Origin of the sequence: Oceanisphaera sp., assembly GCF_048268965.1 — a bacterium.
In the GTDB taxonomy this organism is placed as follows: Bacteria; Pseudomonadota; Gammaproteobacteria; order Enterobacterales; family Aeromonadaceae; genus Oceanimonas.
Map to the genome: position 1 here is coordinate 105,116 of NZ_JBLWUK010000004.1, position 24,178 is coordinate 129,293.

Here is a 24,178-nt window from a genome sequence, read left to right on the forward strand (position 1 = left end):
TATTCGAAGGAAGCCGCCACTACCATAACCCTCTTTACAAGACGTAACGGAATTGCCTATGTTCAGCGGTAGCATAGTGGCATTAATCACGCCGATGACGGCAGCGGGCGACGTGGACAACGACAGCCTGAAACGGCTGGTCGATTATCACGTCGCCAGCGGCACCAGTGCCATTGCGGCCATGGGGACCACCGGCGAGTCACCGACCCTGAGTACCGAAGAGCACCTGGACGTGGTGCGCCTGGTGCTGGAATATGCCAATGGCCGCATTCCCGTTATTGGTGGTTGCGGCTCTAACGATACCCGCCAGGCCATCCGTTTGAGCAAAGCCATGCAGACCATGGGCGTGGCGGCCGGCCTGTCGGTTACGCCCTATTATAACAAGCCCTCCCAGGCAGGGCTGGTGGCGCACTATACGGCCATTACCCGGGCCTGTGACCTGCCACAGATTCTCTATAATGTGCCTGGGCGAACCGGCTGCGATCTGTTGCCGGAAACTGCGGGGCAACTGGCGGAACTTGTGCCTGTTATTGGTATCAAAGAGGCCAGTGGCTGCCTCAGCCGGGTCCGTGAGTTGAGGCGCTGTTGTGGCGATGACTTTTTGTTGTTCAGCGGCGACGACCACCTGGCGCTCGATTTTGTACGATTGGGCGGCCAGGGCGTGATATCGGTTACCGCCAACGTGGCAGCGGCCGAAATGGCAACCTTGTTTAACGCCGCCTTGGCCGGCGACTGGCCTAGGGCCAACCTGATGCATGAGGGCTTGTTGGCGCTGCATCAGCAACTATTTTGTGATACCAATCCCATACCGGTGAAGTGGGCCTGTGCCGAGCGTGGGCTCATCAGTACCTCAATGCCGCGTTTACCTTTGCTCCCGCTGGCGACAGCAGCGCAGGAGCAGGTGAGGGAAGCGTTAATTAAAGCGGAGTTAATAGGGCGTGGATAAATCGTTGAAAACAAAGAAAATGGTAATGGGCCTGCTGGCCTTGAGTGTGCTGGCTGGTTGCAGCAACCCCGAAACCCGCACGCAGGCTAATCGGGGGTTTGATTATCAGGATGCAACACTCAGAACCACTCCGTTGCTGATCCCCGCCGGGCTGGAAGCACCTAATTTCAATAATGAATATGTGATCCCCAAACCGACTGCCGCCGCCGTGAGTGGCGTGGTGGGCAAAAACATGGATATTCGACCGCCCACTCAGGTATTGCCGCTGGTGCGTGGTACCGAAGTGCTGGATAACGGAAGCGGGCTGTGGTTTTATCAGCAACGACTGGACCAGCCCCTGGAGCAAGAGCTTAACCAGGCACTGGAGGCCTTTTTCAAAGGGCAAAAAGCCGAGTATAGCCAGATAGGTCAAGGCTGGCGGAGTGACGGCAAAGCCATTGGTAATGCCGGGCAGCAATTCAGCTGGCAACTGCTTCCGGATGCGGTTCGCCGCGCGGTGGCGGTGCAGGTGAGTGTCGACGGCGAGAACACGGCACTGGCACAGGACAGACAACGTGCAGAAGCCTCCATGCTCAACGCCTTCTCCTTGTCTTATCAGCGTGAGCTGACCCAACAGCAAAACCTGCTGGACCGCAGCCCCATCAAGCTGACGCTGGATCAGGCCCAGGGCCGTTTGCTGGTCGCCGAAGGCTACGACAGAAGCTGGAAGCGGCTGATCACCTTGTTGCCCAAGCTGGGCTTTGATTTAACCAATCGCCAGCAGGCATTGGGGTATGTCGACGTCGAGTATGATGGCCTGAGCAAGGGCAAGTGGCGTGATCTCGGCTTGCCGATGCTGGATATTCCCGAGCAGCAATATCGTATTCAGCTTGGTGATCTGGGTGAGCAAAGCAGTATTACCTTGAGTGACAAGAACAAGACCCCCGTTTCTGCCGATATATTAAGCAAGGTTGCCAATACCTTTGCCGATGCCTTTCAGCGCACGGACTTAATCCGCTAAGCAGTAAGCAGATAGACAGGTATTATTGAACAGCCCCGTTCGGCGGGGCTTTTTTCCCCCTGTTATTCGGCCAACCAGATCCTGCCGGCGGCCGCGCTTGAGGTATAATGCGGCCATGAGTCATATCGAGCAGGGGTTTCTGTTAACCCGCCACAGCCGCGACCGACAGGGCCGCAGCGAAATTATTTACTGGCTGTGTACTGAACAGGGGCCAGTACGCATACTGCTGTGCGGCGAACGCCCGCTGCTGCTGATCCCCATTGAACAATATGCTGCTGCCCAGCGGGTGCTGGCCCAGGCGGACATCCTCTACCAGTGGGCGACGCCGGGGCTACACACCCTGGGGCAACAAGCGGTGGGGGTGCTGTACTTTGCCAGCATAGCCGCACACAAGGTGGCGGCCGAAGCACTGCGCCGTGAGGGTATTTCGGTATTTGAAGATGATATTCGCCTGCATGAGCGGTTTTTACTGAGCCGCTTTATTCGGGGCGGGGTGGTGTTTATGGGGGAGCCGCAACAGGCCAAAGGTTACCGCCAGGTGAACCAGGCGCGGTTAAAACCCGGAGACTACAGCCCGCAATTTCGGGTGCTGTCACTGGATATCGAGTGCTCGGGCCAGGGCGAGCTGTATTCCATCGGCCTGTACGGTGACCATCTGGCGCGGGTGTTGATGATAGGCCAGCCCGAACCCGCCGCCACTGAGATTGACTGGCAAGCCAACGAAGTGGCGCTGCTCAAGGCGCTGGAGCAGGCACTGGAGCAGTATGACCCCGATATTATTATCGGCTGGAACATAGTCGGTTTTGATTTTCGTGTGTTATTGCGCCGCGCCGCCTTGCACGGCATCAAGCTGCGGCTGGGGCGTGGTGGCGAGCCGGCGTTCTTGCGCGAGTCGTATTATACCGATCAGGTTTTTCTCACCCTGGCGGGGCGAGTGGTCATAGACGGCATTGCCGCCCTTAAAACCGCCTGCTACCAGTTTGACAGCTTTAGTCTGGAGTCGGTGGCGCAGCAGTTGCTGGGGCGAGGCAAGCAGACGGAAGACGTTGCCAACCGGCTGGCTACTATTACCCGCGATTTTCGTCATAACAAGCCCAAGCTGGCCGCCTATAACCTGGCCGACTGCCAGCTGGTGTGGGATATTTTTGCCCACACCCGCTTGCTGGACTTCCTGCGCTTGCGCAGTCAGCTCACCGGGCTGGAGCTGGATAGAGTAGGGGGCTCGGTAGCGGCCTTTACCCAGGTGTATCTGCCACACCTGCATCGCGCCGGTTATGTGGCCCCCAACCTGCCCGCTGCAGGGGGGCTGGCCAGCCCTGGCGGCTATGTGATGGACTCCAGGCCCGGCTTGTACCGCCATGTGCTGGTGCTCGACTTCAAGAGCCTGTATCCCGCCATCATTCGCACCTTTAACATAGACCCGCTTGGCCTGGCGATGGGCCTGACGGAAGAGGATGCCATCCCCGGCTTTCGTGGCGGCCGGTTTTCCCGTCGTCAGCACTTTTTACCGGCCATTATCGAACAGCTGTGGCAGGCGCGGGATCAGGCCAAACGCGAGCAGGATGCCCCACGTTCTCAAGCTATTAAGATACTGATGAATTCGTTCTACGGGGTGCTGGGCTCGGGCGGTTGTCGTTTTTATGATACCCGGCTGGCATCGTCCATTACCTTGCGCGGCCACGAGATCATGCAGCAAAGTGCCCGTTGGATAACCGAGCAGGGCCATGAGGTTATTTATGGCGATACCGACTCGGTGTTTGTATTGTTGTCCGGTCATCATAATGAGCATACCGCCAGTGCAGAAGGCCAGCGACTGGCACGGCAAATCACCCAGCAGTGGCGGCAGCAGTTGGCCAGTACCCTGCAACTGGACAGTCACCTGGAGTTGCAGTTCGAGTGCTATTTTGCGCGCTTTTTAATGCCGACCATTCGTGGCCAGGAGCAAGGCTCGAAAAAGCGCTATGCGGGGCTAAGCATAGTGCAGGGCGAGAAGCGGCTGGTATTCAAGGGGCTCGAAACCGTGCGTTCCGACTGGACCGTGCTGGCGCAGCAGTTTCAAACCGAGCTGTATCGACTGGTATTTGACGAAATAGATCCCAGCGACTTTGTGCGTGAAACCCTGGCGCAAACCTTGGCCGGAGAGCGTGATCAGGATCTGGTGTATCGCAAGCGGTTGCGGCGGCCCCTGGCATTGTATGTGAAATCACAACCGCCTCAGGTGCGCGCGGCGCGATTGGCCGACGAGCACAATGCCCGTCTTGGCTTGCCGTTGCGTTATCAGCAAAAAGGCACTATCCGCTATGTGATCACGGTGAACGGACCCGAGCCGGTGGAATATATGAGCTCGGTCATCGACTATCAGCATTATGTGGATCGTCAGCTCAAACCCGTCGCCGATGCCATCCTGCCCTTCATTGGCTTGAGCTTCGAGGCATTGATTGGCCAGCAGCTGGGCCTGTTTTAACGGGACGGGTTATTGCTCGAACAGCATCAGCATGGCGGCCAGGTCTGGCTGCCATTGATATTGCGCCATGGCGACCCTGTTTCCGCCCAGCGGGTTTCCTTTGAAGAAGATGCCTTCCGCCAGCAAGCGCTGCCTTTGCTCCAGCCAGCCGGGGCTGCCCTGGGGCAACCCCAGTCGACCATCTGCCGCTACTACCCTGTGCCAGGGTAACTGTTCGGTATCTTGGGTGCGCAGGGTTCGGCCAACGAGCCGGGCGCGGCCGGGCAAGCCCGCCAGATCTGCCAGCTGGCCATAGCTGACCACCCGTCCATCAGGCACCCAGGCCAGCACCGTTAATATCTGCTGCTGGGCGTGGGTCATGGTAGGGCCTTGGGTTTGGCGTTCGTCATTATGTGACCTTATGTTTTGACATTGGCTATTTCTCAATCGCAGCTGAAAGTCATCTCCGCAGGCGGGAGATGCAGAAGCAAGCCTTCATGCTGCCAAATAGGGTGAAAACGCACTAATACCAATTACAGTAAAGATCTGTTCACCTTTGAACCTGAATACCTGAGGCACCACAGTCACCTCCCACGACACGCCACTGGGCTAGCCATCTTTGCTGTGTAAAGGCTGCGAATATTCACAGGATATTCGGTCCATTACCCAACAAAGATACACGGCAGCAAGCTGCCCCATGGGGGCTCGGGAAATGCCATCCCTGGCATTTCACGGTCGTGGGAGGTGATCTCTGCTGCCTCTTCTTAGGTTCCGAGTTGCCTGTAGGCACCACCAACAGGCAACTCCGTAGCATCAGGGAGGATGAAGGGTTCTCCTCCACCGACCATCACATGACAAGGCCGAAAAATGCTCCTGCCGTTTCGGCACTCCCGCCATCCATGGCGGTCGGATGTCATGTGCTGAGCGTCACAGGGACGTGCTTGCAGCGTGTCGGTGGAGGAGGCCCTTTATCCGACCTTTATAGAGCAAGAAAATAGATCTGCTATTTAATCTGTTTGGTATAAAAACAACCAAGGTGCTGAAATTTAAAGCAAATAGAGTTAATAATAACAAAATGACTTGTATTATAAGGCGCCGAGTCTATAATGCACAGCCATTGGACGCCTGCAAGGGTGTGTCGATGAAGAAGTTTAGCGGGAATAGCTCAGCTGGTAGAGCACAACCTTGCCAAGGTTGGGGTCGCGAGTTCGAATCTCGTTTCCCGCTCCAAATTTCAGTCCCAACTCTCTGTCATGGCGCGTTAGCAAAGCGGTTATGCAGCGGATTGCAAATCCGTTTAGTCCGGTTCGACTCCGGAACGCGCCTCCATCTCGATTACCCCTCCTGTTATATCTTCATATTTGTGCTCTCAAGCCATTCTTCGTCTACCTGAATATACCAGTTACCGTTCCCGTCGTTGAAATTCTGTTTTCTATCCAGCCGTTCACTGTGGCGTCCACCCGTTAGCCAGCCCAATTTGTGTTGCGGAGTAAATCCGGGTTCGGGTGACTCAAGCCCCCAGGTGCCTCTTTCTCCCTGTTCGGATAAAAACTGTTGGCAGCGGGCTGGGTAATAGAGCCGGCCCTTTAAAATCAGGCGTTGATGCTGCGGCAGCAAGCCCAGTTGTGTCAGGCGCTGGCGAACAGGAGCTTGCTGACTCAGCGTCAGCTGATGATGAAGCATATGCTGATGCTTGCGACGCAGTTTGTCGCGAGGGTTCATGCCAAATGCACTGTCAAAGGCGTTATCTTGTTGACTAATCAGGTAGAATTTAACGGCTAGTTCCCAATGCTCTATGCGTTTTAGCTGTTGATCCCAGACAATAAAATCAAACGCACCCAGGGTGGTCCCCTCAATCACCTGCTGCCAGTCATGGGCCAACAGTTGATAGCGATGGTGATCGAGCAGAAAAAAATGCCAAAGAGACTCAAAATAGAAGCCGAGGCGACGATGGGGCTGGCAATGCCGGTGCAACAGCGCCGGTTGGGCATCCAGCTCGAGCAGGCGAGGCTGGTATTCGGTTAACAGTTGCGAGTACCAATGGTTATCCGGTGCCAGAGGCGAGTGTTGCAACAGGTTGGGGCTGGCCAGGGCCCAGGCCAGGTCTCGTACTGTCGGATCACCAAGCCGGGATAATAAAGAGTGCAGAACAGTACTCACTCAAGGAACCTTTTGTTTTAGAATGGGCTCAATCACGCCATGGAGTCAGCATGAATAATTTAGAACTCGAACGGCTGCTGAATAAGCAGCTCAATGTTGCAGCAATTAAAGATTATTGTCCGAATGGCCTGCAAGTTGAAGGCAAAGCCGAGATTAGCAAAATCGTCACCGGTGTGACAGCCAGTCAGGCCCTGATTGACCAGGCGATTCAGGCCGGTGCCGACGCCATACTGGTGCATCACGGTTATTTCTGGAAAGGAGAAAACGAACAGGTGCGCGGCATGAAGCGCCGGCGGCTTAAAGCCTTGTTGACCCACGATATCAACCTTTATGCCTATCATCTGCCGCTCGATATTGCCCCCGAGCTGGGTAACAACGCGCAGCTGGCCGCCTTGCTGGACATCCAAAACGTGGCGTCCCTTGAAGCGGGCAACCCGCTGTCGGTGGCGCAGTGGGGCGAATTGGACACCCCGCTTAGCGGTGCGCAGCTGAGCGAGCGGTTGCAGCAGCGACTGGATCGCTCTGTGTTGCATGTAGGCGATACCGGGCCCGAGCTGATTCGTCGCGTGGGCTTTTGCACCGGCGGTGGTCAGGGGTATATCGACCTGGCGGCGGAGCAGGGAATGGATGCATTTATCAGTGGTGAAGTATCGGAGCAAACCGTACACGTTGCCCGGGAGTGCGGTGTACACTTTTTTGCGGCAGGCCATCATGCGACCGAGCGCTACGGTGTAAAGGCTCTGGGCGAGTGGCTGGCTCAAGAGCAGGGATTGGCGGTGAGTTTTATTGATGTCGACAATCCGGCCTGAGTGAGACGGGTAATTAACTGTCGACAAAAAAAGACCAGGGTATATAAATACCCTGGTTTCGCAGCAGCCACAAAGGCTTAAAAAAGGTTGTCGTCACTCACGCTAACAAAAAAAATAAAAACGCAATATCACGGGCAGTGTCACAACATCAAGATGAGTCATACCGAGTGTTGAATGTATGTTAACATCGGGTTAATTTGTTGCAAGTTTTTTTCGTGCGACAGCGCAAAAAGACCAACCTAACGGTTAAAGGTGAGAAATATAAATGATAGATGAGAGGCTGAATGTCTTATTGGTAGAGGATACTGCCTCCCTGGCTGCGCTATACCAGGCCTACCTTCAAGATGAACCGCTGTCGTTGACCGTGGTAAGCAATGGCCAGGAAGCACTCGAGCATATTCGGCGGCAACCCCCGGATATTTTGTTGCTGGACTTGATGTTGCCCGACATGCCCGGCATGGACATCCTGCAGTGGCTGCATCGCGAACAGCATGACATCACCACTATCGTGATCACGGCTCATGGTTCGGTCGATGTGGCGGTGGAAGCCATGCGCCTGGGGGCCCATGACTTTATCAACAAGCCGATTGAACTTGAGCGACTCAAAGTCACTTTGCATAACACCATGAAGTTTCGCCAGCTGAATCAGCTGATAGACCGTTATCGTCACGATATTGAAAAAGAGCCATTTCAGGGGTTCATCGGTGCCAGCTTGCCGATGCAAAAGGTATATCGATTGATTGAAAACGCCGCCCCCAGCAGCGCGACCGTGTTCGTTACCGGTGAAAGTGGCACGGGTAAAGAAGTCTGTGCCGAAGCCCTGCATCAGCTGAGCAGCTGCAGTGACGGGCCCTTTATCGCGCTCAACTGTGCCGCCATTCCCAAAGAGCTGATGGAAAGCGAATTGTTTGGCCATATCAAGGGGGCCTTTACCGGCGCACTGCAAGACCGTGATGGTGCCGTGATCCGGGCCAATGGCGGCACCCTGTTCATGGATGAAATCTGTGAAATGGATCTGGAGCTGCAAAGCAAGCTGTTGCGGTTTCTGCAAAGCGGACAAATACAGCCCGTGGGCAGCTCTCAGCAAATCAAGGTCGACGTGCGCATCGTGTGTGCCACCAACCGTGAGCCATTGCTGGAAGTAGAACAAGGGCGCTTTAGGGAGGACTTGTATTACCGGCTGCATGTTATTCCTATTCACCTGCCGCCATTGCGGGAGCGAGGGGCCGATGTGATCAGTATCGCCACCGCGCTGGTACGCCAGGCCTCCCGGGAAGAGGGCAAGTCGTTTGTGGGCTTGTCAGAGTCAACCAAAGACCGGCTGCAAGCCTACCACTGGCCGGGTAACGTGCGACAGCTGCAAAACGTGATCCGTAACGCCGTGGTCTTGCACCAGGGAGAGTGGATAGAACCGGATATGCTGCCGGCACCGCTGGATCAACCCCTGTCTCAACAGGCTACCTCCGAACTGGTGACCGATGCCTTGCCGGCTCCCATAGTGCCGTTGGCGGTGCTGGAGCGTCAGGCGATAGAAAGGGCCATTAGTCATTGTCAGGGTAATGTGTCCCGGGCGGCGGCATTGCTGGAAGTGAGTCCTTCCACTATCTATCGCAAACTACAAAGTTGGGATACTCCACATGGTTGACTGGCAATCCTTGCAGGCGCAGCTGCCCCTGCTTGATGGTCATCTGCTGCAGCGCCTGGAAAAAGAGCTGGGGGAGCAGGTGCTGGTGCGTTTGCTACGGCTGTTTATTGTCGATGGCCAGCAGCTGAGCGATGCGTTGCAGCAGGCCTTCAATGATCAGGATCTGGTGCTCATGGCGTCCTGTTGCCACAGCCTGAAGTCGGCTTGCGGTAGCTACGGGGCATTACGTTGTCAGTATTTGAGTGAAAAGCTGGAGCAGTCTTGTCATCAACAGGACGCAGTCAGCGTCAGGCTGCAGTTTCAGGCCTGGCAAAGTGCTCTGGCTGCCACCCTGGTGGCGGTACAGGAAAGGTTGGAACAAACGGCCGGCTAAACAGCGGACTGAATAATAGATAAAAAAATGGCCAACCCAAAGGGTTGGCCGAACTTCAGCATAAGCTGAAGAGAGCACGGGATAAAAACAACTGCCATTATACATGAAATAATCGTGCCAACTTTACAAACCCAGTGCAGACAGGGGTTACACGTAAAATAAACGCCAAAAGCCTGTTGCAGATTGCCACACATCTGCGTTTTGCGACAAATTAAGATGCAGGACGCAAAAGCAGGGCCGCCGCTTCGCATAATTCAAGGTTGCTCGATATTGTTCTTGATTTGAAGCTACATTTGTACCTAAGGTGGTAGACAGAAAACCGAGAAACGTCAAAAACTCCGAGTCTGGTAGACCTAAGTTGCACATCAATAGGGTTGCCAGACCGCTCAGCCTAGTGCTGTAAGGGTTGCGGGAGAAATGCCGCTGCCTCCCGAATTTGGAAAGGTGTTTATGTTTGAATTACAGGATGCGTTCGCGCGCAAGTTCCAGTATTTGCGGCTGTCGGTTACCGACGTCTGCAATTTCAAGTGTCAATATTGTCTGCCGGATGGCTACAGGCCGGACGGTCGCAAGTCATTTCTCACCCTGGATGAAATTCGCCGTTTGGCCCGGGCCTTTGCCGCCATGGGAACCAGCAAGGTGCGTATCACTGGCGGTGAGCCCTCGCTACGCAAAGACTTTACGCAAATCATCGAAACGCTGGCCGCCACGCCGGGCATACAAAAGGTCGCCATGACCACCAATGGCTATCGGATGGCAAAACATGCAGCCGACTGGCGTCAGGCCGGTCTGACGGCGATTAACGTCAGCGTCGATAGCCTGGATCCGCACATGTTTCACCAGATCACCGGACAGAATCGCTTTCACGAGGTGATGGCGGGGATCGACGCCGCCTTTGTGGCAGGATTCGAGCAGGTCAAGGTGAATGCCGTCTTGATGCGCGGTCTAAATGACGGCGATCTTGATCGTTTCCTGGCCTGGATCAAAGACAACCCCATTCAATTGCGCTTTATTGAGCTCATGCAAACCGGCGAAATGGATGAGCTGTTTCAGCGTCACCATGTGCGGGGGGCCGTTATCAAGGCAATCTTGTTGCAACAGGGCTGGCAGCAAAAGATCAGAGCCCACAACGACGGACCGGCCGAGGTGTTCTGGCATGCGGATTATCAAGGTGAAATCGGCCTGATTATGCCCTATGCCAAAGACTTTTGTGCCAGTTGCAACCGGCTGCGGGTGTCGTCGTTGGGCAAGCTGCATTTGTGCTTGTTTGGTGACTATGGCGTTGATTTGCGGGATTTGCTGGCTGACGATCACGACCAGGGTGCCCTGCAGCAACGATTGAGAGAGGCGCTGGCCGATAAAAAGGCCACTCACTTCCTCCATGAAGGGCACACCGGCATGACACCACATTTAGCGTCTATCGGTGGTTAAGCAGACACTCCCCGTACCTTGAATGCTCAAACCGCCTGTCAGGGCGGCAGAGTGCTGCGGGTTATTATCTTTGTGTAAACGTTTAAAGGGAATGTTATGAGTCATGTTGCGAGCGCTTTTGTGCCGTTGAAAATTGCGGTGCTGACCGTTTCTGACACCCGTACTGAAGAGACCGACAGCTCGGGGCAGTACTTGGTTGGCGCCCTGACCGAAGCGGGCCATCAGCTGGCAGAAAAAGCCATTATTAAAGATGACAAATACCAGCTGCGCGCCCTGGTATCCCGCTGGATAGCCAGCCCCGAGGTGCAGGTGGTGCTGATCACAGGCGGTACCGGCTTTACCGGCCGCGATACCACTCCCGAGGCGATCGGCCCCCTGTTTGACAGCCACATAGATGGCTTTGGCGAGCTGTTTCGCCATATCACTTATCAGGAGCTGGGTACGTCAACCGTGCAGAGTCGGGCCCTGGGCGGGCTGGCCAACCGCACGGCCATTTTTTGTCTGCCTGGGTCGACCGGTGCTTGCCGGACCGGTTGGACGGGGATTCTGGCCGAGCAACTCGATGCCCGCCACAAGCCGTGTAACTTCGTACAACATCTGGTGGGCGCATGAGTGAATTAACCCACATTAATGCCTCGGGCGAGGCCAACATGGTAGACGTGAGCGCCAAGGCGGTCACGGTACGAGAAGCCAGAGCCGAAGCCTGGGTGCTGATGGCCGAGCCGACGCTGGCCCTTATCTTGAGCGGACAGCATCACAAGGGCGACGTGTTTGCCACCGCCCGCATCGCCGGCATTATGGCGGCGAAAAAAACCGCCGATGTGATCCCGTTGTGCCATCCGTTGGCGCTGTCCAAGGTCGAAGTGCAATTAACGCCGGACACCGAGCGCGGGGGCGTGCACATTCAGAGTTACTGCAAGCTCTCGGGCCAGACGGGGGTCGAGATGGAGGCGCTAACGGCAGTCTCGGTCGCGGCGCTGACGATTTATGACATGTGCAAGGCGGTCCAAAAAGACATGCGCATCGACGGCATCCGCCTGCTGGAAAAGCGGGGCGGCAAATCGGGAGACTTTACGGCATGACGATAAAAGTGGTCTTTTTTGCCCGGGTGCGTGAGCAACTCGGGCAGGACACCCTGGAGCTGAGCGGCGATTTCGCCAGCGTGGACGCACTGCGCCAGCATCTGGTGGCCCGCGGTGAGCCCTGGTCGCGCGCCCTGGGTAGCCAGACCTTGCTGGCTGCGGTGAATCACGACATAGTGTCGCTGCACGCGCCGGTGAAGGCCGGAGATGAAGTGGCTTTCTTTCCGCCGGTAACGGGAGGCTGACATGATACGGGTGCAAACCGACGACTTTGATTTGGCCACCGAATATGGTGCCCTCAGTGAATCTCACCAGACGGGTGCCGTGGTGACCTTCGTCGGCAAGGTGCGTGACATGAACCAGGGGGATGCCGTCAGCGGCATGACCCTGGAACATTATCCGGGCATGACGGAGCGGGCACTGCAGCAAATTGTCGATCAGGCTCATGAGCGTTGGTCACTTCTGGAATGCCGGGTTATCCATCGAATCGGTGCGCTTGAGTTGGGCGATCAGATTGTGCTGGTGGGCGTGGCCAGCCAGCACCGTGAAGCGGCTTTTGCGGCCTGCCAGTTCATTATGGATTACCTGAAAACCCGAGCGCCATTCTGGAAAAAGGAACAAACCCCACAGGGAACACGCTGGGTGGAAGCCAGAGACAGTGACGCCCAGGCGGCCAGCAGCTGGGATGAACAATAACGCCAGGCACGGCCGGCAGCCGTAGCCACCGGCGATAAGGCCGACGTAACTCGGCCTTATCGCCGTCTATGAGCCGTGACTGTGCTGTCATCTCCGCGAAGGCGGAGATCCAGTGCCTTTGCAGACTAGGGTCTGTGTTTGTGTCGTCATCTCCGCGAAGGCGGAGATCCAGTGCCTTTGCAGACTACTGTCTGTGTTTGTGTCGTCATCTCCACGAAGGCGGAGATCCAGTAGCCTTTGCAGACTACTGTCTGTGTTTGTGCCGTCATCTCCGCGAAGGCGGAGATCCAGTGTCCTTGCCGTCGTCCCGAGTTCTGGCACTTGCTTCCTTTACTCCCGTATTACGTTCAAAGCTTTACTTGGTCTCAAACAGACTTCTTGTTAGTATAGCCGTCTAAATGTCTAAACTGCGCGTTTAGCTGTTGGGCTGTTATCGTCTATTTCAAGGAGTTGTTATGCGTCGAACCCTGCTCAAGTTGCCTTTGCTGGCGCTGGCTGTTGCGGCCTTTCCCCTGTCTGTGCTTGCCGCAGATGCAGACAAGAAGGAAATTGTTATTGGCACCACAGTGGGTGACTTTGCCGACATGGTTAGCGAGTCGATCAAACCCTACCTGGAGCAGCAGGGGTATCAGGTGAAACTGGTCGAGTTTACCGACTATGTCATGCCCAATATCGCGTTGGCAGAAGGCTCTCTGGACGTTAACTGTTTTCAGCACAAACCCTATCTGGACAGCTTCAGCAAAGACCGCAAGCTCGATCTCACCGCCATTACCCAGGTGCCTACCGGCCCCATGGGGTTGTACTCTGGCCAGCAACACTCGCTGGAGCAGGTGAAGGCAGGCAGCAGGGTGGCCATTCCCAACGACCCGACCAATCAGGCGCGAGCATTGTTAATGCTGGCCGATTTGGGCTGGATAGAATTGAAGCCCGAGATAGACCCGCTGAAGGCGAGCGAGTTTGATATTGCAGGCAACCCCAAAGGCATCAAGCTGGTGGCGCTGGAAGCAGCTCAGCTGCCGCGTTCACGCCAGGATGTCGACTTTGCGGTGATCAACGGTAACTATGCCGCCTCCAGCGGGATTGCATTCAGTGAAGGCCTGTTTCTGGAGCGCAGTTACGACTTTATCAACTGGGTCGTGGTGCGCAGCGAAGATCAGGAGCAGCCCTTCGTTCAGGATGTGATGGCCGCCTATAACTCGGATGCTTTCAAGGACTATGCCGTTAAACGTTTTGAGGGATATAAATATCCCGAGTCCTGGGAGCAGTAAGCCGTGTTAGCGCCTTCCTGTAAACACTGGCAGTTTTCCGTGCATGGGCGCCAGTTGGCCGTCATGGAGTGGGGCAACCCCGAGGGGGATCCCGTTATTGCCCTGCACGGCTGGCTGGATAATGCCGCCAGCTTCACGTTGCTGGCGCATCATCTGCCACACATCCGGCTGATTGCGCTCGATTTGGCGGGCCACGGTTTGTCCGATCACCGGCCACTCGGTCAGCCCTATTATGTTTGGGATAACGTAGCCGATGTGCAGGCACTGGTCGAGCACCTGGGGCTGGACAAGGTGGTCTTGCTGGGTCACTCGCTGGGCGCCGGCATTGCCACCTTGTTTGCCGGGGCGTTTCCTGAACAGGTACGCCGAATGATCTTGCTGGATGGCCTGGTCCCGCTGGATTATCCCGCCGAGCAGCTACCCGAGCTGATGGGCAAGGCGTTGCGTCGAGGAGCACGGCTGGGCCGACGATCGTTGCGGCCTTATGCCAGTTTTGAAGAGGCACTGCAGGCGCGCATCAACAGTCGCTGGCCGGTGAGTCGGGAAGCGGCCACCTGGCTACTGGAGCGGGGCTTGAAACAGGCGTCCGATGGCTGGGTGTGGCGCAGCGATATCGCCCTGACCCAGCCGTCACTGGTGCGTTTGTGTGAGGCGCAAATCGTGGCTTTCGTACGCCGTTTGTCCATGCCGGTAAAGTTGATCATGGCGGAGCAGGGGGAAGAGCGGCCCTTAATCGAAAATCTGCTGCACAGGGTGCCGGACCTCGAGTTCAATACGCTGCCTGCCAGCCACCACCTGCATCTGGAACCGGAGCCGGCACGGCAGATTGCCGACTGGATCAGCCAACGCTTGCAGGCGGATAAAGAGGCTTAAAGCGGGAGTGAGTCTTGTGGTGGTGCATCCTGCTCGCCCAGTTCCAGCTCGAGTTGTTTTTTGCGTGCCGCCGCCAGTACCCGGCGTTTGCGATCCTGGCACAGGCGGATCACTTCCCGCTTCTGTCCCGAGCTGAACTGCAGCCAGTTGAACCGCTCGTCGCGATTGCGAAAGCAGCCTTTGCAATAGCCCCTGTTGTTGACCTGACACACACCAATGCAGGGGCTGGGTACGTCAAAAAACTCCAGTTGTTCCATATCGCTCCTTCCATCTTTCCCTAAATGGAGCATATTTCACCGTATTCGGCAAGTCACCCCGCATCAGTCAGGAACCTAGCAGGCAGCCAATGAGCGTACAGAGGCGACTGGGTAGCCTCCCCCGACACGCCATAAACCCATCCCTGGGGGCTCGGGAAATGACATCCCTGTCATTTCACGGTCGTGGGAGCCGATCTCTGTTGCCTCTCCACAAGCACCGAGTTGTCTGTAGATAGCACCTACAGGCAACTCCGCAGCTGGGGGCGGATGAAGGGATCTACTCCACCGACCATCACATGACAAGGATGTCATGTGTTTGAGCGCCACAGGGAGGTGCTTGCAGCGTGTCGGTGGAGTAGACCCTTCGTACGGCCTTTACTGAGCAGCTAAATAGACCAGTTACTTACTCAGTTTGGTATGACAGCTTTGTTCGGCCTTTTTACCGTCTACAGCCAATCCCGCAATCGGTACCAGGTCATGGCCAGTACCAGGGCCGGGGTGCGCAGTAAGCGGCCGCCCGGAAAGTCATGGTGCGGGATTTTGCAGAACAGGTCGAAGCGCTCCGCCGAGCCGGCAATGGTCTCGGCCATCAGGCTGCCTGCCATTCCGGTCAGGGCAATGCCGTGGCCGGAAAAGCCCTGGGCAAAATAGACGTTACCATTCAGACGGCCAAAATGAGGGGCGCGATTCATGGTGATACCCACATAGCCTCCCCAGGTGTATTGCTGTTCCACGTCATACAGTTGAGGAAAAATATGGCGCAGCCGTTGCCCCATGAGTGAGGCGAGGTGCCGTGGCTCTCGCCCCGAATAACTGACTCTGCCGCCGAACAGCAGCCGGTGATCGGCGCTGAGGCGAAAATAGTCGAGCACAAAGTTAATGTCGGCCACGGCCATGTTGTTGCGAATGAGATCCTGTGCCCGCTCGGCACCCAGGGGGGCCGTGGCGGTAATATAGGTACCCACCGGCATGAGCTTGCGTTCGATATCCGGGGCAACACCGCTCAGGTAGGCATTACCGCACAGCAATAAATGCCGGCAGCGTACCTGGCCGCGTTCGGTATGGGCCAGGGGAGTGGTACCCTGTTCGATACGGGTGACGGCACTGTGCTCATAAAAGGTGGCACCGGCCTGCTCGGCGGCCTGCACCAGCCCCAGGGTATAGTTGAGCGGATGCACATGGCCGCTATTCGGGTCAAACAAGCCGCCCAGATAGGCATCACTGGCTAATTGCTGGCGCAGTCTGGCTTGATCCCACAGCTGTAATGAACCGTAGCCAAACTCCTTTTCAAGGGATCGCTTCCAGCCGGCCAGCTCCGTCATGTGCCGCGGCTTCATGGCGGCATGCAAGTGACCATCGACCAGGTCGCAGTGAATGTGATGCTTCTCGATGCGCATGCGCATCAGGTTCATGGCGGCAAGGGACGTCTGCCATAGCGTCTGGCTGGCTCTGGGACCCATCAGGCGGGTCAGAGTTTCCTGCTCGCAGGCGTAGCCGAAGATCATTTGCCCGCCACTGCGACCCGATGCCCCCCAGCCCACCTGGTTGGCCTCCAGCACCACGACCTTGTAGCCTTTCTCTGCCAGCGACAAGGCCGCCGAGGCGCCGGTAATGCCGGCACCGACAATGCAGACATCCACATCCAGATCTTGCTCAAGAGCGGGATAGCGCAAGTCCAGATTAGTAGAGGCGGCGTAATAAGAACGGGCGTGTTGGGTCATAACCATTCCAGGTGGTAGATAAAGTAAGAGCCGGTAGCGAATGAGTGTGCATTCTTGCTATGTTAAAGATTAAGCCAGAATGGGTCATCCTATCCAGGTCTGTCGAACTTTCGCGTCTCACGGTCAACAGGCCAGCTAGGACAAGGGAATTGTTTTTATTGTGGGTATAAGCAATGAATAAACATGGTACACAAAAGCGCGATATGGAGTGGCTGAAAGGCTGGATGGAGCAGCATGCCATTACCGAGGTGGAATGTCTGTTACCCGACTTTACCGGCAATGCCAGAGGCAAGATATTACCGGCCAGCAAATTCTTAAAAGAAGGCGGTATGCGACTGCCGGAAAACATCTTTCTGCAAACGGTCAATGGTGACTGGCCCGAAGATGAACATATCGACTGGACCGAACGGGATATGGAATTGCAGGCCGACACCCGTACCCCGCGGCTGGTGCCCTGGGCCAGTGAACCCACGGCACAGGTGATCCACGATTGTTTTGATGCCCATGGTCAGGCGGTGGAAATGGCGCCGCGCAGTGTGTTGCGCAAAATATTGGCACTGTATGAAGCTCAGGGCTGGCGGCCTGTGGTGGCCCCCGAACTGGAGTTTTTTCTGGTTAAAAAAAATGAAGACTGGGACTATCCGCTAGAACCGCCCATCGGGCGTAACGGTCGCCCGGAAACCGCACGCCAGTCGTTCAGCATCGATGCGGTTAACGAATTTGATCCCATTTTCGAGGACATGTACGACTTTTGCGAGGCCCAGGGGCTGGAAGTGGACACCCTGATCCACGAGTCGGGTGCGGCACAAATGGAAGTCAACTTCATTCATGGTGACGCCCTCGACCTGGCCGACCAGGTATTTTTGTTCAAGCGCACCATGCGCGAAGCCGCCATGCGCCATAATGTATATGCCACCTTTATGGCCAAGCCGATGCAAAACGAGCCGGGCAGTGCCATGCACATTCACCAGAGCCTGGTCGACGAGGCAGGCAATAACCTGTTCAGCAATGCCGATGGTAGCCACAGCGACCTGTTCTTGCACTATATCGGCGGCATGCAGCGATATATTCCCAGTGCCGTGGCCTTGTTTGCGCCCAATGTGAACTCGTATCGTCGGCTGGCGTTTGGCGACGTGGCGCCACGCAACATGGAATGGGCAGAAGACAACCGTACCGTGGGCCTGCGAGTGCCCCGCTCGGGCCCCGCCGACCGACGCATCGAAAACCGCTTTGCCGGGGCCGATGCCAACCCTTATCTGGCCTTGGCTGCCAGCCTGGCGTGTGGCTATCTGGGCATGATGAACAAGATTGCCGCCACTGAGCAGGTGCAGGGCAGTGCCTATAACATGCCGTTCAATCTGGCGCGCAGCCTGGAGGAAGCCTTGCTGGAACTGGAGCAATGCGACGAGCTGTGCCAGTTGCTGGGCCCCAAGTTTGTCAGTGCCTTTATTTCGGTGAAGCGCAAGGAATACGAGGCATTCTTTACCGTGATCAGCGCCTGGGAGCGAGAGTTTTTACTGCTGAATGTGTAACGGCAACCTCAGGGTCTGTTGGCCCTGATTGACGTCATCAACCATCTAACTCAGAGGCAGATATGGACATTGGGGTTCCACGAGAAATAAAGAATCATGAGTATCGGGTTGGCATGACACCGGGCGGCGTTAAAGAGCTGGTGCGCGATGGCCACAAGGTGATGGTGCAAACCGGTGCCGGCACTGCCATTGGTCTGCTGGATGACGATTATGCCGCCGCGGGAGCCGAGCTGGTCAAGGATGCCAGTGACATCTTTGCCCGGGCCGAGATGATCATCAAGGTGAAAGAACCCCAGCCCGAGGAATATCGGCAGTTGCGGCCGGGACAACTGCTGTTTACCTATCTGCACCTGGCGCCGGATCTGGCGCAAACCCAAGGCTTGCTGGCCTCGGGTTGCACGGCTATTGCCTACGAGACGGTGACAGATGATCAAGGGGGCTTGCCTTTACTGTCCCCCATGAGCGAGGTAGCGGGGCGCATGGCGATACAAGCCGGTGCCCATTGCCTGGAGAAAGCCCAGGGCGGGCGAGGCGTACTGCTGGGCGGCGTGCCCGGGGTGCTGCCTGCCCGGGTGCTGATCCTGGGCGGGGGCGTAGTAGGCATTAATGCTGCGCGCATGGCGATGGGGCTGGGGGCGGATGTTACCCTGGTGGACACATCGCTGGCGCGACTCACCGAACTGGACGGGCTGTACGGCCCCAGGCTGAAAACCCTGTATTCCACGACGGCCAATATCGAGGTCGAGCTGGCTCGCAGCGAGCTGGTCATTGGTGCGGTTTTAATCCCCGGCGCCGCCGCCCCCAAACTGGTGACGCGAGACATGTTGCAGCTCATGCCCAAGGGGGCCGTGCTGGTGGATGTGGCCATCGACCAGGGGGGCTGTTTTGAAACTAGCCATCCCACCACCCACCAGGACCCCACCTTCGAAGTGGACGGTATTGTGCATTACTGTGTGGCCAACATGCCGGGCGCCGTGGCCTATACGTCAACTTTTGCCCTCACCAATGCAACGCTGCCCTTTATCAAGGCTCTGGCCAATATGGGCTGGCAACAGGCGCTGCAACAAGACGCACATCTGGCGCAAGGGCTGAATGTGCATCAGGGTCAGGTCATTTGCCAGGCCGTGGCCAAGGCACATAACCTGGATCATACTCCACTGGAACAGGTATTGACGACGGAGTGAGCCGGCCTGTTTTATCACAGTAAAGAGGCAATGATGGTACTGAGTCAAAAACAGCAACAACAAAGCGGCGCTCGTTTTTTGGCCGATATGGAATCGGTAGACTCATCGCGCCTCGAACAGGCGGCCAGTACGGGCGAGCACAAGCTGAATAAGCTGGGTGATCAGCCACCGGCTTCCCTGGCTCGGTGGTGGCAAGACCTGCGCCTGATGGTGAGTCTGTTAAATGATTACCGCAAGGGCCACTATACAGCCGTCCCCTGGAAGGTCATTGCCGCCATAGTGGCTGCCCTGGTGTATTTTGTGTCGCCGGTGGACGTGGTGCCCGACTTTTTACCGTTGGCGGGCTATCTGGATGATGCCCTGGTGATCAAGCTGGCGCTGGATTTGGCGCGTGCCGATCTGGCGCGTTATAGCCAGTGGCAAGCGCAACAAACAGAACATTAAGCCGTCTGGCATAATAGGTGTGGTGCTGTCGTCATCCCGCGCTCCCTCTCTCGTCACCCTCGCTCCCTCTCTCGTCACCCTCGCTCCCTCTCTCGTCACCCTCGCGAAGGCGGGGGTCCAGTGTCTTTGCAGGAGAAGCGCAGGCTGACAGATCTGCGCCACAGGCCCTGGATTCCCGTCCCCGCCTACGCGAGGATGACGTTCCTTCGCGGGAATGACGACAGCACCACATCAGTTACAAGATATTGCTTAACAGCCGCCGGCCTTCTTTAACTGACAGCGTACGGCTTAATGCGTACAGCTGTCCGCAGGGCAAGACAGCTTCTTTAGTCTTCTTTCTTGTGGTTATCTTTATCCTCATCGGCATGGTAGCTGCCGGGAGGCGCCGGTGGCACCCCCCATTTTTCTTCTCTAGCCTTGTCTTTTCTTTCTTCCTGATCCCAGTCTTTCAACTGCATTTTATCGCGATTTTTTTTTACCGAACGTTCAACCCGCTTGGTGTCTTTAAGCGCACTGACAAATAGCCCGACAAGAAACAGCAGGGGCAAAGCAATCCAGAGCCAGGTGCTCATGGTGTAATCCTCATTAGAATGGCTAGGGTTCACAGACCCTGATAAAACGGACAAAAATCTCGTCCAGTTGGTTAAGGATATGCGTTTTTCCTGCGATTTGCTGCAACCTTAGCGCCTCGGCGACGAGGGGCAAGGTCAGCTGACTGGCGCAAGCCGTGGCCAGAGGGCGGTAACTCAGATGCCAGGGCTCAACCGCCACCCCGTCTCCCTGGTGAGCAAACGGCAGAAAAAAGTCAAAGCGGGCCATGTTGGCCGCCAGCCATTGGCTGAGCGGGTAGAAGTAGCCCCCCGCCTGGTATTCCCAGGGCTCAAGCTTCAACCTGGTACCCGGGGGAAGCAAATCGGGGTCGTAAATATCCAGATCTGTCCCCCAGTGGTGCCGGCTGGTGCCGGGCAGGGCGCTCCAGTGCAAAATGGCGTTAATGCGCTCGGGCTCGCTTAAGGCCAGGGTGTCCAGAGGCTGGCTGTTGGCATCCAGCAGCGGGCGTTTCCCCTCAAACTTGCCATTCCAGATGGCCAGCTGGCGCTCAAAGCTGCGAAAGCTGGACGCTGGCATCAGCTTGAAACCCGCCTCGGCGGCGGCGGCCTGCATCGCCATAAAGGCGTCTCTGGCCTCGGCCTGCAGGCGGTGGCCTGGCTCGTTCAAGGCGACCAGATGGCTGTCATTCAAGCCCAGCAGGCAAAGCGGGTTCATACCAACAAGCGCTCCAGAATACCTTCATACATATCGGTGATCAGCTCGAGATCGGCAATTTTCACGCATTCGTTCAATTTGTGAATGGTGGCATTCACCGGGCCCAACTCAATCACCTGAGCACCGGTTTGTGCAATAAAACGCCCATCCGAGGTGCCACCCGAGGTCAGCAATTCGGGTTCCTTGTGTTTCACGGCCGTGATCGCGGCCACTGTGGCCTGCACCAGTTCGCCTTTATCGGTGAGAAAAGGCAGGCCGTTAAGCAGCCAGTCGATGTGGTAATTCAGGCCGTGGGCGTCGAGTATGCTGTGGACGCGGCTTTTTATTTTGTCTTCATCCAGCTCGGTGCTGAAGCGAAAGTTGAACTGCACCTTGAACTCGCCCGGGATCACATTGGAAGCTCCGGTGCCGGCGTGAAGGTTGGCAATTTGAAAGCTGGTAGGCGGAAAGAAGTCGTTACCCTGGTCCCACACCGTATTGGCCAGCTCGGCCAGTGCCGGTGCTGCCTTGTGCACCGGGTTGTCCGCCAGATGCGGATAGGCCACGTGCCCCTGAATACCCTTAACGGTAAGGTCGCCGGTCAGCGAGCCACGGCGACCGTTCTTGACCACGTCGCCGGCTTCATTGGTGGAAGAGGGCTCGCCCACCAGACACCAGGTGATTTTTTCGTTACGGGCTTCCAGGGTGTCGATCACGCGGGTAGTACCGTTGATAAAAGGCCCTTCTTCATCACTGGTGATCAAGAAGGCGATCGAGCCCCGGTGATCCGGATGTCGAGCAATAAATCGCTCGGTGGCCACTACCATGGCCGCCAGTGAGCCTTTCATGTCTGCAGCCCCCCGGCCATGCAAATAGCCATTGATGGCCGTGGCCTCAAAGGGCGGGGTGTGCCATTGATCCAGTGGGCCCGGAGGCACCACATCGGTGTGCCCGGCAAAACAGAACAGGGGCCCGTCGCTGCCTCGGCGGGCCCACAGGTTGGTGGTGTCTTCAAACACCATGGTTTCCAGCTTAAAGCCCAGGGCGGCCAGTCGCTCGCCCATTAACGTCTGACACCCCGCATCGTCGGGTGTCACCGACGCGCGGTTGATCAGATCGCAAGCGAGATCCAGCACGGCAGAGTCGGTCATGCTCAGTCCTTATTCAATACACGGGAATAGAGGGCATCGTTAAAGCCCACAGTAAACTCGCCGTTTTGCTCCAGCAGCGGCCGTTTAATCAGCGTGGGATTGGCCTCCAGCAAGGCCGCCGCCGTGTCGGCACCCAGGTTGGCCTTGTCGGTATCGGACAGCGCGCGATACGTGGTGCTGCGTTTGTTGACCAGCTGCTCCCACCCCAGTTTGTCGAGCCAAAGGTGCAGCCTGGCGGTATCAAGCCCGTCGACTCTGTGATCGATAAACTGATAACCGATATCGTGCTGCTCCAGCCACTTGCGGGCTTTTTTGATGGTATCGCAGTTTTTAATGCCATAAAGTTTGATGGTCAAGGCAGGTTCCTGTAAATACATGGGGTTAGCGTCCGTTGGCCTGTCCCTCGACAGCTCAGCAGACCTCAATATACAGGGAATTTTGTCATTTAAGCTCAGCCCCTGCAACACACGGCGCCAATCAACAAAACCGCATCCTCGGCAATGATTTTTAGTCGGCCGCATTATACACTGGCGCCCGCAAGGCTCTTTGGTTACTGTTTGGCGTTTTTAACATGTATCTCGCCGTTATCCGGGCGAGTGCGTGTGTGCCGTGCAGGTGACGCATGGGCAAACTATTTTATCGGGCAGTCCTGTCAGCAAAGCGCCTGGATACGAGTGGGGCGTTTCACTATTTAAAAAGGGGTATGGGTTGGAACTCAAAGAATACTGGAGTGATAAGCATCACTCTCGGGATTTTAAGCTCATCCGCATTGGTTTTGTGGCCGTTCGCTTTCGTTGGTTGGTTACCCTGCTCATTATCGGCATTCCCGGCTGGGTGGCCATGGACTGGTGGCTGCTGGACTCGGCTCATTTCAAGCTGTTGTGGAAAGTTCGGCTCATGACGGGCGTGATGCTGACGCCATTGTTACCCCTTAGCTATCTGTGCAAGCTGAATCGCCACTGGATGGTGATGTCGTTGTTTGCGCTCTTGTTCATTTTGCTGTCATTCAACCTGGTCAGCCTGTGGAGTTTTCGCGATGTCGCCGTCATGCCGGCAGGTTACGTGGCGTTTCCCTACTTTTTGCTGGCGTTGCTGGCGGTATTGCCCTTGCCCATCCGTTCCGGGCTGCGGGTGGCGGTAACCGTGATAGTGGCGGTGCTGGCCACGGATTACTGGCTGGACTCGCACACCCTGGATAATGGGGCGCTGTTTGACCGCGTGTGGCTGTTACTCTGCTTCAGTCTGGCCATGTTGTGGGTACAGACCGGCCAGCTGCGCATGCTGATGGACTTGTATCGGGAGTCGACCCGGGACCCCCTTACCGGCTTGATGAACCGTCGCCTGTTTATGCCGCAACTGGCCGCGGTGCGCCACGCCAGTACCGACGAGCAACCCTACACCCTGATGTTATTCGATCTGGACAAGTTCAAACGCATTAATGACCAGCACGGTCATCTGATGGGCGATGAGGTACTGGCGAGTGTGGCGACGACCCTGGTAGATATTCTGGGCTCAGAGGCCATGGTGGCACGTTACGGGGGAGAGGAGTTTATGATCCTGCTACCGGGTACCCGTCTGGAGCAGGGCGTACGCCAGGCCGAAACATTACGACTGGCGGTAGAGTCACAGCCGGTGAAAAGCCCCCTGGACGACAGCGAAGTCATGGTGACCATCAGTGCCGGCGTGGTAGAGGGGCACAGGGACAGTGATATGACCGAGTTGTTGTCGCAGGTCGATAAGGCTCTGTATGAGGCCAAAAGCCAGGGGCGGAACTGCGTAGTAGCACATGAGCCTTTGATAACTGGTGCAACCAGCGACTGAGGGCCGAGCCGGTGGTGGTTTGATAGGAGGGCTTGGCTTATACTGGCCGCGAGCCCCCTATTACTCAAATCATCACTCCCCCTGCGGGATAATAATT

General features: G+C 56.5%; 25 protein-coding genes, 2 tRNA genes and 1 riboswitch. Of the genes, 19 read left to right on the forward strand and 8 right to left on the reverse strand.

What is annotated here, in order from left to right; genetic code table 11:
- Positions 1-58 precede the first annotated feature (58 nt).
- From dapA to ACN0VL_RS03810, 3 genes are all read left to right on the forward strand, one after another.
- On the forward strand, positions 59-946 hold the full coding sequence (gene dapA / locus ACN0VL_RS03800; RefSeq protein ID WP_417614798.1) for a 4-hydroxy-tetrahydrodipicolinate synthase: 888 nt from the start codon (positions 59-61) through the stop codon (positions 944-946).
- A gap of 4 nt (positions 947-950) precedes the next feature.
- Positions 951-1,946 (forward strand): outer membrane protein assembly factor BamC, encoded by a 996-nt coding sequence (gene bamC / locus ACN0VL_RS03805; RefSeq protein ID WP_417614799.1) that lies wholly within the window; start codon positions 951-953, stop codon positions 1,944-1,946.
- 115 nt (positions 1,947-2,061) lie between these two features.
- Entirely contained in the window at positions 2,062-4,410 is a 2,349-nt protein-coding gene (locus ACN0VL_RS03810) for a DNA polymerase II (RefSeq protein ID WP_417614800.1), read from the forward strand.
- A 9-nt stretch (positions 4,411-4,419) separates the two neighbouring features.
- Here ACN0VL_RS03810 and ACN0VL_RS03815 read toward each other — a convergent pair whose 3' ends face one another.
- The gene (locus tag ACN0VL_RS03815) at positions 4,420-4,770 is read right to left on the reverse strand and encodes an MGMT family protein (RefSeq protein ID WP_417614801.1); all 351 of its coding nucleotides are present in this window, start codon (positions 4,768-4,770) and stop codon (positions 4,420-4,422) included.
- Positions 4,771-5,543: 773 nt separating this feature from the next.
- Here ACN0VL_RS03815 and ACN0VL_RS03820 point away from each other — a divergent pair.
- Together ACN0VL_RS03820 and ACN0VL_RS03825 are read left to right on the forward strand one after the other, a co-directional pair.
- A tRNA-Gly gene (locus ACN0VL_RS03820) sits at positions 5,544-5,619 on the forward strand.
- Positions 5,620-5,644: 25 nt separating this feature from the next.
- A tRNA-Cys gene (locus ACN0VL_RS03825) sits at positions 5,645-5,718 on the forward strand.
- A gap of 18 nt (positions 5,719-5,736) precedes the next feature.
- Here the strand turns inward: ACN0VL_RS03825 and ACN0VL_RS03830 are convergent.
- Complete coding sequence (locus tag ACN0VL_RS03830) at positions 5,737-6,549, reverse strand: DUF1853 family protein (protein ID WP_417614802.1); 813 nt, start codon at positions 6,547-6,549, stop codon at positions 5,737-5,739.
- A gap of 50 nt (positions 6,550-6,599) precedes the next feature.
- On the opposite strand from ACN0VL_RS03830, the gene ACN0VL_RS03835 reads away from it, so the two are divergent.
- The 10 genes from ACN0VL_RS03835 to ACN0VL_RS03880 all read left to right on the forward strand — a co-directional run bounded on the left by ACN0VL_RS03835 (position 6,600) and on the right by ACN0VL_RS03880 (position 14,726).
- Entirely contained in the window at positions 6,600-7,358 is a 759-nt protein-coding gene (locus ACN0VL_RS03835; RefSeq protein ID WP_417614803.1) for a Nif3-like dinuclear metal center hexameric protein, read from the forward strand.
- A 265-nt stretch (positions 7,359-7,623) separates the two neighbouring features.
- Positions 7,624-9,003, forward strand: coding sequence for a sigma-54-dependent transcriptional regulator (locus ACN0VL_RS03840; protein WP_417614804.1), 1,380 nt, complete (start codon positions 7,624-7,626; stop codon positions 9,001-9,003).
- Complete coding sequence (locus tag ACN0VL_RS03845; protein ID WP_417614805.1) at positions 8,996-9,376, forward strand: Hpt domain-containing protein; 381 nt, start codon at positions 8,996-8,998, stop codon at positions 9,374-9,376. The genes ACN0VL_RS03840 and ACN0VL_RS03845 overlap by 8 nt, the downstream gene beginning before the upstream one ends.
- A 324-nt stretch (positions 9,377-9,700) precedes the next feature.
- Positions 9,701-9,839: riboswitch (molybdenum cofactor riboswitch) on the forward strand.
- Positions 9,827-10,807, forward strand: coding sequence for a GTP 3',8-cyclase MoaA (moaA, locus tag ACN0VL_RS03850; protein WP_417614806.1), 981 nt, complete (start codon positions 9,827-9,829; stop codon positions 10,805-10,807). (Overlaps the previous riboswitch by 13 nt.)
- A 96-nt stretch (positions 10,808-10,903) precedes the next feature.
- Positions 10,904-11,419, forward strand: a complete 516-nt coding sequence (gene moaB, locus ACN0VL_RS03855) for a molybdenum cofactor biosynthesis protein B (RefSeq protein ID WP_417614807.1) — start codon at positions 10,904-10,906, stop codon at positions 11,417-11,419.
- Entirely contained in the window at positions 11,416-11,889 is a 474-nt protein-coding gene (gene moaC, locus ACN0VL_RS03860) for a cyclic pyranopterin monophosphate synthase MoaC (protein WP_417614808.1), read from the forward strand. Before moaB ends, moaC begins: the two co-directional genes overlap by 4 nt.
- The gene (gene moaD / locus ACN0VL_RS03865) at positions 11,886-12,134 is read left to right on the forward strand and encodes a molybdopterin synthase sulfur carrier subunit (protein WP_417614809.1); all 249 of its coding nucleotides are present in this window, start codon (positions 11,886-11,888) and stop codon (positions 12,132-12,134) included. The genes moaC and moaD overlap by 4 nt, the downstream gene beginning before the upstream one ends.
- A gap of 1 nt (position 12,135) precedes the next feature.
- Entirely contained in the window at positions 12,136-12,585 is a 450-nt protein-coding gene (gene moaE, locus ACN0VL_RS03870) for a molybdopterin synthase catalytic subunit MoaE (RefSeq protein WP_417614810.1), read from the forward strand.
- A gap of 455 nt (positions 12,586-13,040) precedes the next feature.
- On the forward strand, positions 13,041-13,853 hold the full coding sequence (locus tag ACN0VL_RS03875) for a MetQ/NlpA family ABC transporter substrate-binding protein (protein WP_417614811.1): 813 nt from the start codon (positions 13,041-13,043) through the stop codon (positions 13,851-13,853).
- Between the two features lie 3 nt (positions 13,854-13,856).
- Positions 13,857-14,726, forward strand: coding sequence for an alpha/beta fold hydrolase (locus ACN0VL_RS03880; protein WP_417614812.1), 870 nt, complete (start codon positions 13,857-13,859; stop codon positions 14,724-14,726).
- Here ACN0VL_RS03880 and ACN0VL_RS03885 read toward each other — a convergent pair.
- Positions 14,723-14,983 (reverse strand): DUF1289 domain-containing protein, encoded by a 261-nt coding sequence (locus ACN0VL_RS03885; RefSeq protein WP_417614813.1) that lies wholly within the window; start codon positions 14,981-14,983, stop codon positions 14,723-14,725. The two genes, ACN0VL_RS03880 and ACN0VL_RS03885, sit on opposite strands and share 4 nt — an antisense overlap.
- 446 nt (positions 14,984-15,429) lie before the next feature.
- Positions 15,430-16,704 (reverse strand): NAD(P)/FAD-dependent oxidoreductase, encoded by a 1,275-nt coding sequence (locus tag ACN0VL_RS03890; RefSeq protein WP_417614814.1) that lies wholly within the window; start codon positions 16,702-16,704, stop codon positions 15,430-15,432.
- A gap of 203 nt (positions 16,705-16,907) precedes the next feature.
- On the opposite strand from ACN0VL_RS03890, the gene ACN0VL_RS03895 reads away from it, so the two are divergent.
- From ACN0VL_RS03895 to ACN0VL_RS03905, 3 genes are all read left to right on the forward strand, one after another.
- Positions 16,908-18,236: a glutamine synthetase family protein gene (locus ACN0VL_RS03895; protein ID WP_417614848.1), complete on the forward strand. Its 1,329-nt coding sequence runs from the start codon at positions 16,908-16,910 to the stop codon at positions 18,234-18,236.
- Between the two features lie 62 nt (positions 18,237-18,298).
- Positions 18,299-19,420, forward strand: coding sequence for an alanine dehydrogenase (gene ald / locus ACN0VL_RS03900; protein ID WP_417614815.1), 1,122 nt, complete (start codon positions 18,299-18,301; stop codon positions 19,418-19,420).
- A 30-nt stretch (positions 19,421-19,450) separates the two neighbouring features.
- On the forward strand, positions 19,451-19,864 hold the full coding sequence (locus ACN0VL_RS03905; protein WP_417614816.1) for a YkvA family protein: 414 nt from the start codon (positions 19,451-19,453) through the stop codon (positions 19,862-19,864).
- Positions 19,865-20,190: 326 nt separating this feature from the next.
- Here ACN0VL_RS03905 and ACN0VL_RS03910 read toward each other — a convergent pair whose 3' ends face one another.
- From ACN0VL_RS03910 to ACN0VL_RS03925, 4 genes are read right to left on the reverse strand one after another with little or no spacing between them, the layout of a single operon-like run.
- Complete coding sequence (locus tag ACN0VL_RS03910; protein ID WP_417614817.1) at positions 20,191-20,436, reverse strand: hypothetical protein; 246 nt, start codon at positions 20,434-20,436, stop codon at positions 20,191-20,193.
- Between the two features lie 22 nt (positions 20,437-20,458).
- A complete protein-coding gene (locus tag ACN0VL_RS03915; protein WP_417614818.1) occupies positions 20,459-21,130 on the reverse strand; it encodes a M15 family metallopeptidase in 672 nt (223 codons plus the stop codon).
- Positions 21,127-22,260: a succinyl-diaminopimelate desuccinylase gene (dapE, locus tag ACN0VL_RS03920; protein ID WP_417614819.1), complete on the reverse strand. Its 1,134-nt coding sequence runs from the start codon at positions 22,258-22,260 to the stop codon at positions 21,127-21,129. The genes ACN0VL_RS03915 and dapE overlap by 4 nt, the downstream gene beginning before the upstream one ends.
- 2 nt (positions 22,261-22,262) lie before the next feature.
- Positions 22,263-22,616 (reverse strand): ArsC family reductase, encoded by a 354-nt coding sequence (locus ACN0VL_RS03925; protein ID WP_417614820.1) that lies wholly within the window; start codon positions 22,614-22,616, stop codon positions 22,263-22,265.
- A 352-nt stretch (positions 22,617-22,968) separates the two neighbouring features.
- On the opposite strand from ACN0VL_RS03925, the gene ACN0VL_RS03930 reads away from it, so the two are divergent.
- Positions 22,969-24,081, forward strand: a complete 1,113-nt coding sequence (locus tag ACN0VL_RS03930) for a GGDEF domain-containing protein (protein ID WP_417614821.1) — start codon at positions 22,969-22,971, stop codon at positions 24,079-24,081.
- Positions 24,082-24,178: the final 97 nt, after the last annotated feature.

Coding starts and splice junctions, on each gene's coding strand:
- dapA (WP_417614798.1), top strand. CDS start 59: ATGTTCAGCGGTAGCATAGTGGCATTAATCACGCCGATGACGGCAGCG.
- ACN0VL_RS03810 (WP_417614800.1), top strand. CDS start 2,062: ATGAGTCATATCGAGCAGGGGTTTCTGTTAACCCGCCACAGCCGCGAC.
- ACN0VL_RS03815 (WP_417614801.1), bottom strand. CDS start 4,770: ATGACCCACGCCCAGCAGCAGATATTAACGGTGCTGGCCTGGGTGCCT.
- ACN0VL_RS03835 (WP_417614803.1), top strand. CDS start 6,600: ATGAATAATTTAGAACTCGAACGGCTGCTGAATAAGCAGCTCAATGTT.
- ACN0VL_RS03840 (WP_417614804.1), top strand. CDS start 7,624: ATGATAGATGAGAGGCTGAATGTCTTATTGGTAGAGGATACTGCCTCC.
- ACN0VL_RS03845 (WP_417614805.1), top strand. CDS start 8,996: ATGGTTGACTGGCAATCCTTGCAGGCGCAGCTGCCCCTGCTTGATGGT.
- moaA (WP_417614806.1), top strand. CDS start 9,827: ATGTTTGAATTACAGGATGCGTTCGCGCGCAAGTTCCAGTATTTGCGG.
- moaB (WP_417614807.1), top strand. CDS start 10,904: ATGAGTCATGTTGCGAGCGCTTTTGTGCCGTTGAAAATTGCGGTGCTG.
- moaC (WP_417614808.1), top strand. CDS start 11,416: ATGAGTGAATTAACCCACATTAATGCCTCGGGCGAGGCCAACATGGTA.
- moaD (WP_417614809.1), top strand. CDS start 11,886: ATGACGATAAAAGTGGTCTTTTTTGCCCGGGTGCGTGAGCAACTCGGG.
- moaE (WP_417614810.1), top strand. CDS start 12,136: ATGATACGGGTGCAAACCGACGACTTTGATTTGGCCACCGAATATGGT.
- ACN0VL_RS03875 (WP_417614811.1), top strand. CDS start 13,041: ATGCGTCGAACCCTGCTCAAGTTGCCTTTGCTGGCGCTGGCTGTTGCG.
- ACN0VL_RS03885 (WP_417614813.1), bottom strand. CDS start 14,983: ATGGAACAACTGGAGTTTTTTGACGTACCCAGCCCCTGCATTGGTGTG.
- ACN0VL_RS03890 (WP_417614814.1), bottom strand. CDS start 16,704: ATGACCCAACACGCCCGTTCTTATTACGCCGCCTCTACTAATCTGGAC.
- ACN0VL_RS03895 (WP_417614848.1), top strand. CDS start 16,908: ATGGAGTGGCTGAAAGGCTGGATGGAGCAGCATGCCATTACCGAGGTG.
- ald (WP_417614815.1), top strand. CDS start 18,299: ATGGACATTGGGGTTCCACGAGAAATAAAGAATCATGAGTATCGGGTT.
- ACN0VL_RS03905 (WP_417614816.1), top strand. CDS start 19,451: ATGATGGTACTGAGTCAAAAACAGCAACAACAAAGCGGCGCTCGTTTT.
- ACN0VL_RS03910 (WP_417614817.1), bottom strand. CDS start 20,436: ATGAGCACCTGGCTCTGGATTGCTTTGCCCCTGCTGTTTCTTGTCGGG.
- ACN0VL_RS03915 (WP_417614818.1), bottom strand. CDS start 21,130: ATGAACCCGCTTTGCCTGCTGGGCTTGAATGACAGCCATCTGGTCGCC.
- dapE (WP_417614819.1), bottom strand. CDS start 22,260: ATGACCGACTCTGCCGTGCTGGATCTCGCTTGCGATCTGATCAACCGC.